The organism is Legionella yabuuchiae (assembly GCF_900640115.1).
In the GTDB taxonomy this organism is placed as follows: domain Bacteria; phylum Pseudomonadota; class Gammaproteobacteria; order Legionellales; family Legionellaceae; genus Legionella_A; species Legionella_A yabuuchiae.
On the sequence record NZ_CAAAIW010000015.1, the window covers coordinates 36,156 to 50,229 of the forward strand.

A 14,074-nucleotide genomic window follows, 5' to 3' on the forward strand; every position below is an offset into this window, starting at 1 on the left:
GACTTGCATAAACCACCTCATGATTTCTGCGTATTGCCAGCTTTGTGATGATTTCACCCACCACATGCACCAAAGCTGGATTATCCACAGTCAGGAGATTCCTCGCAAAGCTTGAAATGACGTAGGAATTTTATAAATTTGCTAAAATTCTATCTACAGAAATCAATTCAATTTCGCGACACCGACTTTTTGTCCACAAATTCTGTGGATAACCTTGTGTGTATTCTCTGAAAGGACTGTAACATTCGAGCGTTTTATCGTTGCTTAGTGATTTGCCAAGGTGCAAATTTATACCCGTAATCTTTCAAAATGCGTGATTTATGCTTTTTCTTTTTCGCCCTGCCGCATTTTAAAAAACTCGCAAGGGAATGAGCCATTACTCGCTTTTTAAAATGCGGCAGGACAAAAAATAAAGGCGCCTAAAAACACGCATTTTGAAAGATTACGGGTATATATCTTAAGAAATTGGTATTTCTTAGAGTGACTCTATAAGTTAATATCCCGTGAAATAATTTTAACTTCTTGATCCTCTTTGTGAACAAATAGCAATGTGTATTCTGGCACTTCTAACCAAGTCGTCGTGTCTTCCGTCAAGGGTTCAGAAGCAATAATAATGCTTGATTTTTTACCTCCACCTTTCATTTTATACTCCTCTTCAAAATAGCCGTAATGTTCTCCATAGGTATACCAAAGTGAATGATAAGCAAAATGACTCGACGGAGTCCCGTTTTCAGGTAGCCAGCCATAATCCAAAACGTATCTAGTGGCCGCAATAAACTCACCGTTGGTAAGAAATAAATTAACTGGTGAATTAATCGCAATATCATGTTGCTTGCGCACATATTTTAAAATTTTAAATGTTTCAAGAAGTGCGCTGATAATCTCTTCAGCATCAAAATGAGCAGCAGAGGGATTTGGAAGCTGAGAAAGAAATACAGCATAAATCCATTCGCTATCCGTCGTTCCACGAATAAACGGCTGAAATTCTTCTTTAATATAGTTTAATAAATCATAGCGCATTACATCAAAATCATATAAATGACCATTATGGGCTAACGCGATGTTAACCCCAGAAAATAAGAATGGGTGAACATTTTGATTAGCTATCACTTGTGCCTCATGATAATCAACCCCTCTCAAATGAGCTATCAAACAGCGAGGAGTAATTTTTGTGGCCAAATTTCTGAGATTTTCATCGTAGAATGGGAGTTCAGGTGTTTTATAGAGAAACGGTCTCCTGGGATCATAGGAATGATCAACCCATGCAGCCATACCAAATCCAGCGAGATTTAACAAGGAAGACATATATTTGGGGTTATAGCTTTGTTTAATAAACGAATTATCAGGCTTGTATAAAAGCTCTTCAACTAACGTCGGTTTTCCCAGATAAGACAATATCCTGCACATTTCGGTCACCTATTGTATTTTTCAATATGCAGCCTGACATCCAGCTTATTAATTGATTTGCCAAGTGCCACCAGAGACTGGCTGATGAGATTAAACAGCTTATACCAAACAATGGACTTTTCTTGTTTAAAATAATTTAAATCCTCTTCAGAGAGTTTAAACAAAATCGATGATTCGCAGGTGATAAAGCTTATCGTAAACGTTGATTCTTTATCGATACACGCAACCCCTGCAAACAATGAACCTGGCCCAATCACTGAAAGCTTAGCCAGCTTATTGTCTTGTAAGATGCTTGATTGCACCGCGCCATGTAGTACAACAAAGCAGGAGGACTTTTTTTCTCCTTCATGAAGTAAAATGCAATTTTTAGGGGCTTTTATAAAGCAGGAATGTTCTAACAGTTCTGATTTTTCTTCATTGGTAAAATTATAAAATAAAGGGTTTAATAGTAAAGAATTAAGCTTCGGATCGTCTTCACCTGGCAAAGGTAGTTTAGTTGGCTCGGTTACCGACTGTAATGCTCTGCCGATAAACGACAAGCTTAACATTGGAGATTGAGTAATAAGTTCAACGGCTCGATCATGGGTATATTTCATACTAAGACAAAGTTGGGTGTTAATAGCTTTTGTAATTTTGTATCTGGCATCTGGGTCAATCGCGTTTAAAAAATCAAAATAAGTCGCTGACAGGAATAAACAAACCACGGGGGTTTGTGCGATTGCAGAGGTTGGTGATAAACCCTTTTCAATAAAACTGATTCCCCCAATAAAGCCATTATGTTCAAGGGTTTCAAATTTAGTATTACCTTCGCCGAGTATCTTGACCACAATATCAACTTTGCCTTCAACAATGATAAAGACCCCTTCCACAGGCTTACCTTGTTGAATAATGCATTGTCCTTTTAAAAAACTAAACGCTTTGCATTGATGAATTAGCATAGCAATTTGTTCTGGTTTTAAATAATCAGCCAGGCTCCCAGTTTCTAAGGCTTTGATTTGCTCTTGATTCAATTGGATGGTAAACGGTTTGGTTGAAGACTTATTCATAGCCTATCCCTAGAGTCCTTAAGCCATCGATTGCATTGCTCAGCTACAACAGCTTCCAAGGAGTGAGTATTATGGTTATACATTTCGCGAAGTATTGATGCATCACACTGGTGTTCAATCACGGATTGATGCAGATCATCAAATAATCTCCCTGAGCTTTTCTCCTTACTATAAGGTCTTAACGTTTCAAAGAGGTCTAAAAGCTCGTCTTTAATAATATGATTTTGGTAAGTAATGCAGTCTGCTCGTTTGCCCTCTAGGCCATAACGGCTAGCTTGAAATCGATTGCTGCTGTATAAAAAATAAAATTCTTTGGTTGGTACAAAGGGTTTTTCCTGAATCAAATATAATGATAAAGCCTGAATAAAGGCGGCAATTGCCGCCGCCCTTTTCAACGTCAATGGGGTATCTAATATTCGAATTTCAACCGTACCAAACTCAGGTTTAGGGCGAATATCCCAGTAAACATCTTTCATACTTTCAATAAGACCCAAGTGTTTCAGATGATAAAAATAGCTGGTAAATTCAGTCCAGTTCTCTATAAAAGGCATGTAACCACAGATAGGAAAAGCATTAAATAGTGTGTTTCTTGAAGAACAAAAACCACTATCAATGCTTTGGAAGAATGGGGATGATGAACTCAAGGCGATGAAGTGAGGCGTATATTGCGCAAGCGCGTGAGTTAAATAAATTGCATCTTCGGCGGTTTCGCAACCAAAATGAACGTGTTGTCCAAAAATAGTCGCCTGCTGACATAAAAATTGAAATTTTTTTAACACCTTTTTATAGCGAGGATCAGGGAAAATTTTTTGATCATGCCAATCTTGAAACGGATGCGTTCCTCCGCCGCAGTAAGTGATATTTTTATCTTTAACTAATTTTAAAAGAACCGTTTGTAACTCTAAAAGATCAGTGTGAATGGCCTCAGGATCTTCATGAACCGAAGTATTAATTTCAATCATACCCTGGGTAATTTCATGATTGACTCGATTCTCATATTTTGTATGTTTCAGCTCATCTATGATCTCTTTAGCCCAAGAAGTCAGTTTAAAGGTCTCACTATCAATAATCTGCAGTTCTACCTCTACGCCAAGGGAACCAAGCTTGGATTCTTTAAATGGTAACACTTGCATAGCTGTCCTTAAGAAATAATATTAAAAATGAGTACTTATAAGACTTATTATAGTCAACACAGCACACCTATCTCTTTAAACCTAAAAAAAAGCAGTTAAGCCCTACTACACAAGCTAATAACACTGAATCTATTGATTTTTTTTAATATTTTTGGCCCAACTTAGTGGCAATTATCTTTTTCCATCATATGGTAAGAACAAATCATGTCAATAAAAAATATCTAAGGATGTCGCGAAAACGGCCCTACTATCTTGCAATGATGATACACTGTTAACATTGCTGTAGTTTTGGTATTAACCTCTCCGGTTGAATTCTTTGCAATGTACATAATGTTTCGTAATAAATTCGTTCTTGATCTTCATGACCAGACAAGCGATTATTCTGTTTTTACCTGTTGGGAGCTGGTGTGAGTTACGAAACAATGGATTATGATGTGGTCATTGTGGGCGCAGGTCCATCTGGATTAGCGGCAGCCATTAAACTCAAACAATTGGCAGCACAAGAACAGCACGATTTAAGCGTTTGTATTTTGGAGAAAGGAGCAAACGTAGGGGCGCACATCTTATCAGGAGCTGTTTTAGAGCCAGGAAGCCTTAAAGAGCTTCTTCCACAGCATTGGCAAGATGCCCCTCTCGATACACCTGTGAAGCGGGATAAATTTTTTTATTTATCAAAACAACGCGCGCTTCGTTTACCAACCCCAAAACCTATGCACAATAAAGGCAATTATATTATTAGTTTAGGTCAATTGTGTCAGTTTTTAGCGGGTATTGCTGAAGAATTGGGCTGTGAAATTTACCCAGGTTTTGCCGCGACTGATATTCTCTATAACGGTGAAGGTAAAGTGATTGGAGTATCTACTGGTGAATTGGGCGTCGATAAAGATGGTCAAAAAACGGATCTTTATCAGCCAGGTATGCATTTACACGCGAAACAAACTCTTTTTGCAGAAGGATGTCGAGGACAACTAAGCCGAAATTTAATGAATCGCTTCGATCTTCGTAAGTCTTGTCAACCGCAAACCTATGGGTTAGGAATTAAAGAGATCTGGAGAATTTTACCTAAAAATCACAGGCTTGGCGAAGTGATTCACACGGTGGGTTGGCCATTGGATCATAAAACGTATGGCGGATCATTTATTTACCACTGTTCAGATAACCGAGTATCAATCGGGTTTGTGGTGGGGTTAGATTATCAAAATCCGTGGTTAAACCCATTTTCTGAAATGCAACGGTTTAAAACCCATCCTTTGGTTCGCTCATTGCTTGAAGGAGGTGAGCGAATTGAGTTTGGTGCGCGTGCTCTAAGCGAAGGTGGTTGGCAATCCATGCCAAAGCTAACCTTTCCTGGTGGTGTGTTGATTGGTGATGCTGCTGGATTTTTGAATGTACCTAAAATAAAAGGCATTCATACGGCGATTAAATCCGCTATGGTGGCTGCGGAAGTATGCTTTAATGCTTTAAAAGAAACGACAGAGGAAGTGTTTGAGCTTAAGGACTATAAAACAAAACTTCAACAATCATGGTTAGAGAATGAATTATACAACGTGCGGAATATACGCCCGGGATTTAAATATGGTCTAATACCAGGCCTTATTAACGCAGCATTTGAAACCTATGTAACTCGAGGATACTCTCCATGGACTCTATCAAACCATGCCGATCATCTCACCTTACAACCAGCGAAAGAATGTCAACAAATACATTATCCAAAACCCGACGGAGTTCTTACGTTCGATCGTTTGTCGTCCGTATATTTAACCAATACATTTCATGAAGAAAACCAGCCCAGTCATTTGAAGTTAATAGATAAATCTTTGGCTATAGATGTTAATTATAAAATCTACGCTTCCCCTGAAACTCGCTATTGTCCAGCCTCTGTCTATGAGATAGTCCAAGAGGAATCTGGTCCAAGGTTACAAATTAACGCACAAAATTGTATACACTGTAAAACCTGTGATATCAAAGATCCGCGTCAAAATATTGTTTGGTATGCCCCTGAAGGTGGTGGCGGACCAAATTATATTGGGATGTGAAGTAGACATACTAAATTCATAAGGATACACTTAGTCGCTTAAGCGTCCCAGTGGCACAGCTGGATAGCGCAGCCCCCTCCTAAGGGGCAGGTCGCAGGTTCGAATCCTGCCTGGGACGCCAATAAAAACAATGGGTTATGAGTTTTAAATTAAAGTTTTTGAAGTATTTTATTTTATTGGTGCTTACATGGGTGCTAAAATTTAAAATTGATTGATACATTTAGGCTTCCGCATCAGCGAATAGACTTAGAGAAAGAAACACTAGAATTTTGTTAGAAGCAGATTAACGCATAAACCAAAAAATCATCTAGCATAGGCATCATTGCCAAAAGCTAGAAATATTTCCCTTAGCACATCATCATTTCTCGCTCACCAGTCTGTTGGCTAGCACTCTTCTGCTGTGCTTGTTGTTCCAACATTTGTAGATCTTGAGTCAGGTCAGTATATTCTCCCGCCTCAACTAATGCCAACAAGTTAGGATTTATATGCCCACTTGCTGAGGGATAGATAGCAGAAAAATTACGTTGCATCTCTTCTAATACGCATGGTTGTAATTCAGACCATACAGCAGATAATCCTTCATTTTTTATTTGTTCTAGCGCTTGAAAGTTCTCAGCTAAATATTCTTTCAATACTTGACGAACAACACAAGGTAACTGCAAAGCGGCAGTAGCTGGTGTAATGAAATTCACTTCACAAAGTTTATTAATTTTTGCCATACCCTCAATCATTTTGTTAAAGGTACCGCTCGCACACGCTTGATGAGATCCTGACTGTCCGTTATCTACACCTGATTCTGACAACGCGTATTCACGATCTACTTCATACAATGCCGCATAAAAACAAGCTTCTGCTGTTTCCTGGGTTACTCCTTCACGCCATTGATTCAAATCATGTACTGCAGCCCAACAATATTGTAACAACAATCTTGAAGAAACACCTGAAGTTGCATCAGTATGAGCAGAATGAACCAATTTATTTATTGCTGAATTTAAACTATCCAATATCTCTTGATCTGAACGTTGACCAACCAAATTCTTGTCATAACATCTAACTCTTTGAGCTATTGAAATATCTAGCACTGTATTAAACGCTGTGGCATTACTTTTATAACATTCCTGTAATCGAGTAGCCGATTTAGAAGTGCTATTATGCACACTTGCCGTATGAGTACTTTGAGGGCCATTCACGTCTTGAGCAATTCTCGCAACTGGTCTTGCCACCTCTCTTTGCAATTGGTCGAATCTAACAAAAGGCTGATTAACTGCGCGCAAACCATCTAGATTTTCAATAATTCTGACATCAGTCCAAAAAGTACGGTGTTCTAAAAGAAAATCAAAAATCTCTTGATTTCCTATAAGATAACCATCCTCATTAACAACATGTGTTAAACGCTCCATTGCATATACTAGAGCTAAATTTTGTGGTTCTTGCAGTAGACGTCGAATATTGTTTGGATTACGTATTTCCATTAACTCAAGACGGTGTAACGCAACATGCAAAGCAGCATAAGCTGCCTGCGTAGATAAAACCATAGCTGCGGCGTCCGCCGCACCTGCCCCACCTGGTGGCGGAGGAGGTGGAGAACCAGGAAATAAACACCTCAATATGGTTATACCAATAACAATAGGTGTTATGGCTATAGTAAACGCTAATGCTACCCCGAAAGTTATTGCTTTGATCGGTAATGCTACTGCCCATGCTAAAAAATTAAGAAAGTGACTGTCTTTCCGCTCTTCGAGATAAGTATCTGCAATCAGTTTTCGCGACAATAAAGGTAACAGTGTAAAATCTAAAATCCCTTTTTGACCAAAACCTCGATAATTTTTATCAAAATGATCGCCATAAAACACAGAAAATGTTTCATAAATGCCATCCAGGATTGATAGATTACGACTCCATAAAAAAGGAATAACCAAATCTAAGGTTAAATCTGGCATATTTTGTTGAAGCAGGTTCTCTGAATAAGGATGTTTTGTAGCACGAAAAGTAATACCAGAATTTGAAGACACGGGATTTAATGCAGAAAAAAAAGAATCCATCATATTTCCCCTATAAAATTTGGGGGGCATTTTATCACAAAATTGTGATATGATTGAAAATTAGTCACAAATAAAATTAATCATGAAATACAGGGCATTTACGTCTTTTGTTACTAGCTCTAATTGCTTTTTTATCAACATCGGCTTTTGATCTGGTAGAAGGAACAGCAATAACTTGTCCACTTTGCCAAACAGCTTTTTGAATAAAAGCAAATGAGAAAAAGGTATACTTTAAAACGAATTTAAGATTTTATGGGACAATGATGGATTTAATATTTTGCCCCTCCTAAGGGGCAGGTCGCAGGTTCGAATCCTGCCTGGGACGCCATGTTTAAGGACAAACCGCTGTTAAACGCGCAATTTCTTCACAAAGCGCTTCATCGTCTTCGGACTCATGTGCCGTAGGTGTCATTTGTTTATTCATGGGTAAGGATTGAACCGCTTCCGAGGCCAGAAAATCTTGAAATACCTCGCTGCTAAGAATTGATTCAGGGACGCACTGCAAATAAAATTCAAGCAAGGAAGGTTTATCCTCAAGCTTATAGCCAAAAGAGTCGGCAACGATCATTGTCTCAAAAAAAGAATGATGGCCATTTGCAATCATATTACAAGCCTGTGCAAACAAAATTATTTTCCTCTCTTCTGAGGTCAAAGCCGGTATTAGAGGGAAAATACGGGCCAATAAAGCCTCTGTGGATCCCGAGGCCCCAGAAATAACAGGACAACTCCTTTGTCTCAGCCATTTCGCTACATAGCTCTCTTCATTAGGCTTGTATATATTTCTTGCGGGATAGATAGGTTTTTCGAAGTAATCTATCAAATCTTTTGGCGCAAATTCATCGGAAACAATCCCCAAAGTTTGGGTACCCTCTTCCTCTTCTAAAAACTCAGATGATTTTTCAAGGACGCCTCGGTTTCGTTCATGAAACAATAAAGAACTACGTGACGGATTATATGGACTCCGTCTAGCAGATGAATCATCAATTGGCTTGAACATACTCATTTGAGCAAATGAGTGTATTGTAATGGATGTCGCTGGTGTAAATATGTGATCCGTTAATAGCTTTACAAGATAATCTGCAGCCGGCAAATGAAACTGACTTACTACGTCAAGCAGTGAATCATACCTCGAATACTGCGTCTTAAGTTGAGAAAATATTGAAAAAAGAACTCGATCCAAATCAAGTGAATGTGGCTTAGTTGATAAGATTCTTTGAAGGGTTTCATTTTCGATATTCAGCAGACGTTCAAGAGATATCAATAGTTTTTTATAGGCACTAGAGTAAAACTCAGGGTGTTCTAGAACAAATTTGGCCAAATAAGATTCAAAAAGAGTTACAAATACCAGGTTGTTTTTTTCATCAAGTACTGCGGCTTTTTCTGGCATGACTCAATCCTGACTAGAAGAGCAAATAATGAGCAACAATACCACAATGCACTCAAAAAAGTCAGTAAAATACGGATGAAAATTTTAGGCAGCGTAAAGGTATTGTGTCTACCTTTTCTATCTTGGGAGATGATTTATCGTCCCATCCCTGAGGTGTCTCGAGTATAAAGTGTCTTGGGTATAAATTGCTATGGGATTTCGTTAATGCGATAATAGCGCCAAATTATTTAAATGTGCTTTGTTATGACTCAATTAAAATGTGCTGTTATTGGGGTTGGATACCTTGGTCGCTTTCATGCGCAAAAATATAAATTATTGGATGGTGTAGAACTGGTTGCGGTCTGTGATGTTGATTCAAGCGTTGTTGACGCCGTATCAAAAGAACTGAATGTTCAAGGCGTCAAGGACTATCGACAGCTCTTTGGCAAGGTTGATGCGGTCAGCATTTCTGCAACCACCAGCGCTCATTTTGCAATTGCCAAAGAGTGTTTACAGCATGGCATGCACGTTCTTATCGAAAAACCAATTACTGAAACCGTAGCTCAAGCCGAGGAGTTAATTTCGTTGGCTGAAGAAAATGGTCTTAAATTACAAGTTGGTCATTTAGAGCGTTTTAATGCCGCTCGGTTAGCGTTGGAAGAGCATCTCATACAACCTTTATTCATTGAGTCTCATCGGCTCGCCCCTTTTAATCCCCGCGGAACCGATGTGAATGTTATTTTGGACTTAATGATTCATGACATCGATATTATTCAGTCAATTGTTCACAGCCCTATCAAAAGTATTGATGCCCAAGGAGCACCAGTTTTAACTAAGGCTATTGATATAGCTAATGCCCGAATCACGTTTGAAAATCAATGCGTAGCCAATGTAACAGCCAGCCGAATAAGTTTTAAATCTGAACGGAAAACTCGTATTTTTCAACAAGACACTTATATCTCTATTGATTATCAAAATAAACAATTTGCGGTGTTTCAAAAGGGAGAAGGTGAAATGTTTCCTGGTATCCCTGAAATCACTCGTCATCAATCCGCCTTTGAAAAAGGAGATGCATTACTCGAGGAAATTAAGGCTTTTGTAAAATGTATTCAAGAAGACAGTGAACCCTTAGTCACAGGTCACGATGGCCGCAATGCGCTTTCTACCGCGGAAAAGATCACGACTTTAATTAACAACCATCTAATCGCACGATATGCGGCCGCATAAACACATTGTTTTTATAGCTGGTGAAGAATCTGGTGATCAGCATGCTGCCGAAGTCATTCATCAATTAAAATTAGAAAATCCCTCTCTGAAAATAACAGGGATTGGTGGACAACATATGAAAGCGGCTGGCGCTGAGCTCGTTAGCGAACTGGCGCAGTTTGGTGTTACCGGTTTTACGGAGGTTTTGCGCCATTTCAACGTCATTAAAAAAGCGTTCAAAGCCATAAAAGCTCATCTTAGCGAATCAAAGCCTGACTTGCTCGTTTTAGTCGATTACCCGGGATTTAATTTGCGATTAGCTAAGTTTGCTAAACGAGAGCTTGGTTTACGTATATTATATTACATTAGCCCCCAAATTTGGGCTTGGAAAGCAGGTAGAATTCATACCATTCGACAGCACATTGATCGAATGGCGGTTATACTCCCATTTGAAAAATCCCTTTATGAAAACGCTGGTGTACCGGTTTCTTTTGTAGGACACCCCTTGGTCAATCGTATTGAACATCATAAGCCGTTGGCAGATCCATTAACCTCTCTTGGACTACCAAAGCATAAACGATACTTGGCAGTTCTCCCCGGCAGCCGGACACATGAAATTAAAAAAAACATGCCTGTAGTGGCTCAGGCACTAGAGCACATACATAAAACAATTGATAATGTGCATGTGATTATTCCAGTAGCAGGTACTATTAATAGCTGTGAGATTGAATATTTTTTACGGGACAAAACCTTTTCTTATACGTTAGTTTCTGGTCATGCTCTTGATGTTGTTGCTGTAAGCGATGGTGTAATCGTAGCATCGGGAACAGCCTCGCTTGAGTGCGCCCTGCTTGGAAAACCGATGTGCATTATTTACAAAGCGTCCTTGCTCACTTATCTCTTGGCGTCGAAGTTAATCAAAGTTAAATATTTGGGATTATCAAATTTATTACAAAATAAAATGATTGTCCCTGAATTGTTGCAATATGATTTAAACGTTAACGAATTATCTCACATCGTAAAAGATATATTGTCAGATGAGGCGTTTTCGCAGCGAATGGTAAACAACCTGGTGGCTTTAAAAAATTCACTTTCGCCCAACCAGGCTGACTGCAGCATTGCCAACTTGATTGACAAAGAAGCCAACTGCTCATGATGCAAACCTTTGTTGCAAAAATCGTATGCAATCAAAGGCCTATATTCTTTCCAAGATTCTAGATTCTTGATTTCTGTTCGTGTAAAATGAATTTCTCTCTGTTTAATCCATGAGAGTACTTGGACTGTAAGATTTAACTAAAAATAAGGAAGTTACAATGAATGTTACTGAATCACGAAATGTTAGCAGCGCCAGCGCAACTCAAGAAAAAGGCCTACAAGAATTGGTATATGGATTAGTTAATCGTTTTCTTGCTGAAAATAAAAATAAATCTATTTCTGGCCTTTATGACATGATTCTTTCAGAAGTTGAACCCCCTCTTTTACAAGCGGTTATGGAAAAGCGCAGAGGTAATCAACTTCAAGCCGCCAAAATGCTGGGGATCAGCCGCGGAACTATTCGTAAAAAGCTTCAACGATATTTTGGAACAAAATACTTCCGCTTGACTGAGGAATAAACATCTTCGTTTTTACAATCAAGGCTCGCCATTGCGGGCCTTTTTTATTTTCTGTAGTCATATTCTGCGAGGTCTCTATGAAATCTTCCTCATTTTGTCTTTTTTTTATCGCTGTTTTTTTCGTTGTAAGGCCCAGTGTAGCCGATAACGCATTGGCCTTAGCTTATCAAAAAGGCCCTTATCAGGTGGATTCTGAAGAATATCGCTTACCAGCGAAAATACACCCAGAAATATTGAAAGATGAAAAAACAGAAATTTGGGCGCGTGTCTTTTTTCCAAGCAACATTAAAGAATTAAATTCTTTACCACTAGTGGTCATGTTACATGGTAATCACGCAACCTGCGGCCGAGGTAAAAACCCGCGAATAGATGATAATTCAAAATACACGACGACTGGTAAGTGTCCTCAAGGTTATGTGGTTGTACCTAACCATGAAGGATACAATTATTTAGCCAAACAATTAGCTTCTTGGGGAGTCATTACAGTATCCATTAATGCAAATCGTGGAATTAATGGCGGCAAAAGTTCACCGGATGATGTTGCCTTAATCAAGGCTCGTGGACGTTTAATCTTAAAACATCTTGCATTGCTCAATAAATGGTTTGAACGCGGTTCTCTTTCAAAGAAATTGCAACCCAAATTTAGACAATTGATTAGAAAGATAGATTTTAACCGCGTTGGCTTATTTGGGCATTCACGTGGAGCACAAGGGATTCGCGCAGCCTATGCTCTTTATCAAGAGCCAGGAAGTCTATGGCAAACCCTAATTCCAGAGCTATCCATTAAAGCGCTTTATGAAATTGGCGGTACTGATTTTCCAATCGTTAATGCAGTGACTCATGCCCTAGATTATTTAAACGCGGATCAAGTCGCTTGGAATCAACTTCTTCCTTTATGCGATGGAGACGTAGTTGACGCACAGGGTAAAAACCCTTTCGAACGAATGATTAGTAATTACTCTCTTATGGATGAGACACAAAAATCACTCTATGAAGTATGGGGTGCAAACCACAATTTTTTTAATACTGAGTGGCAAATACCAGATGTGCGCTTTGAAATATGCGCACATACTGATAAGCTCTACTCTCAAGAAGCGCAAGGTTCAGAATCTCAGCAAATTATTGCTGAAACTAGTGCATTAGCGTTTTTCAGCGCTCATTTACTTGATAAAAAGGAAGATTTTACACATTTCAATCCATTATACCCTCTTCCTGCCCGTCTCAAAAAAATTACTCAAATTGATCGTGATTATTTACCCTCACGTGATCTTGACTCGATCGCGGTTGTTGATGATTTTAATCAAGCTACTGGCGTAAACTCATCTGGCTTTAATAATAATCACCATCTGATACGAATTGAACATGAGAATATTGATCCGTCGTTTAAAATAAAACAAAGAGCGGCGATTATTCACTGGGAAAATACAGGAGACACACCTTTTTTTGAGTCAGTGTGGTCAGCGAAAGGTCAAGGAAAGGATGTGTCCTCGTTCGTTACGCTCGATTTTCGAATTACCCGCTCAGACAGTATTTTAAATACACTTAGCACAACCGATTTTAGTATTCATCTGGTCGATGCAAATTTAAAACCGTCCAACCCGGTTAAACTAAGTGAGTTTTCGCTATTGAACGGACCCGGTAGTTACAATGAATATCAGTTTAACCCCATATTTCAAACGATTAGAATTCCACTCACACAATTTGATGGGATTGATCTAAAAAATATCCATGCCGTTCGCTTTGCATTTGATCAAACGCTTACTGGAAGTATTTATTTATCAAATATTCGATTTAATAAAGATTATGGCAAAGGGATAGCGTCTACTTATGAAAACAGACCGCCAATACCTATGCGACCAATTTCAATACCCTATTCATCATCTACCCAAATGGTAGTACCAGAGGCTTTACTAGTTCAGACACCATTCAATAAGATTAAAGCGATTCGAGTTATTCGTCCTGCTCATCCATACCGCGCAGATGAAGAACTTGTAGAAATTCATTTGGAAAGTCGGGAAAAATTTATTGTTTCTGATTCCTTACCAATATTAAGCATAGGTGAAAAGAAATTTATGCAAAGTCGCTTTGGTGAGGATGGAAATCAACATGAGATGATCTTTACAATCCCAAAACAAGAATATGATCAATTGTCAGGTGTAGAATCGGTTGTGGTTTCAAACGGAAAGACTTGGCTATTTGGTAAGATTCAAGAATAATTTATATTG

10 protein-coding genes and 1 tRNA gene are annotated in these 14,074 nt (G+C 38.7%); 6 read left to right on the forward strand and 5 right to left on the reverse strand.

From position 1 onward, the window contains the following. Positions 1–486 precede the first annotated feature (486 nt). Genes E1O47_RS07100 through E1O47_RS07110 form a run of 3 tightly spaced genes read right to left on the reverse strand, consistent with a single transcriptional unit; the run spans position 487 to position 3,586 of the window. A complete protein-coding gene (locus E1O47_RS07100) occupies positions 487–1,407 on the reverse strand; it encodes a class II glutamine amidotransferase (protein WP_133130568.1) in 921 nt (306 codons plus the stop codon). 5 nt (positions 1,408–1,412) lie between these two features. Then, a complete protein-coding gene (locus E1O47_RS07105; RefSeq protein ID WP_133130569.1) occupies positions 1,413–2,453 on the reverse strand; it encodes a Crp/Fnr family transcriptional regulator in 1,041 nt (346 codons plus the stop codon). Next, a complete protein-coding gene (locus E1O47_RS07110) occupies positions 2,450–3,586 on the reverse strand; it encodes a YbdK family carboxylate-amine ligase (RefSeq protein WP_133130570.1) in 1,137 nt (378 codons plus the stop codon). Before E1O47_RS07110 ends, E1O47_RS07105 begins: the two co-directional genes overlap by 4 nt. Before the next feature lie 407 nt (positions 3,587–3,993). Here E1O47_RS07110 and E1O47_RS07115 point away from each other — a divergent pair, with 407 nt between their 5' ends. After that, entirely contained in the window at positions 3,994–5,622 is a 1,629-nt protein-coding gene (locus E1O47_RS07115) for an electron transfer flavoprotein-ubiquinone oxidoreductase (protein WP_133130571.1), read from the forward strand. A gap of 44 nt (positions 5,623–5,666) precedes the next feature. Next, positions 5,667–5,743, forward strand: a tRNA-Arg gene (locus E1O47_RS07120). Positions 5,744–5,969: 226 nt separating this feature from the next. On the opposite strand, the gene E1O47_RS07125 is transcribed toward E1O47_RS07120, so the two are convergent. After that, entirely contained in the window at positions 5,970–7,667 is a 1,698-nt protein-coding gene (locus E1O47_RS07125; RefSeq protein WP_133130572.1) for a hypothetical protein, read from the reverse strand. Positions 7,668–7,995: 328 nt separating this feature from the next. Beyond that, the gene (locus E1O47_RS07130) at positions 7,996–9,051 is read right to left on the reverse strand and encodes a hypothetical protein (protein WP_133130573.1); all 1,056 of its coding nucleotides are present in this window, start codon (positions 9,049–9,051) and stop codon (positions 7,996–7,998) included. Positions 9,052–9,294: 243 nt separating this feature from the next. Between E1O47_RS07130 and E1O47_RS07135 the strand changes: the two genes are divergently transcribed. The 4 genes from E1O47_RS07135 (at position 9,295) to E1O47_RS07150 (ending at position 14,065) form a co-directional block, all read left to right on the forward strand. Next, positions 9,295–10,257, forward strand: coding sequence for a Gfo/Idh/MocA family protein (locus tag E1O47_RS07135; protein WP_133130574.1), 963 nt, complete (start codon positions 9,295–9,297; stop codon positions 10,255–10,257). Next, positions 10,244–11,392: a lipid-A-disaccharide synthase gene (gene lpxB, locus E1O47_RS07140; protein WP_133130575.1), complete on the forward strand. Its 1,149-nt coding sequence runs from the start codon at positions 10,244–10,246 to the stop codon at positions 11,390–11,392. Before E1O47_RS07135 ends, lpxB begins: the two co-directional genes overlap by 14 nt. Positions 11,393–11,549: 157 nt before the next feature. After that, complete coding sequence (locus E1O47_RS07145) at positions 11,550–11,849, forward strand: helix-turn-helix domain-containing protein (RefSeq protein WP_133130576.1); 300 nt, start codon at positions 11,550–11,552, stop codon at positions 11,847–11,849. 77 nt (positions 11,850–11,926) lie between these two features. Continuing rightward, positions 11,927–14,065: an alpha/beta hydrolase gene (locus E1O47_RS07150; RefSeq protein WP_133130577.1), complete on the forward strand. Its 2,139-nt coding sequence runs from the start codon at positions 11,927–11,929 to the stop codon at positions 14,063–14,065. The last annotated feature ends 9 nt before the right edge of the window (positions 14,066–14,074 follow it).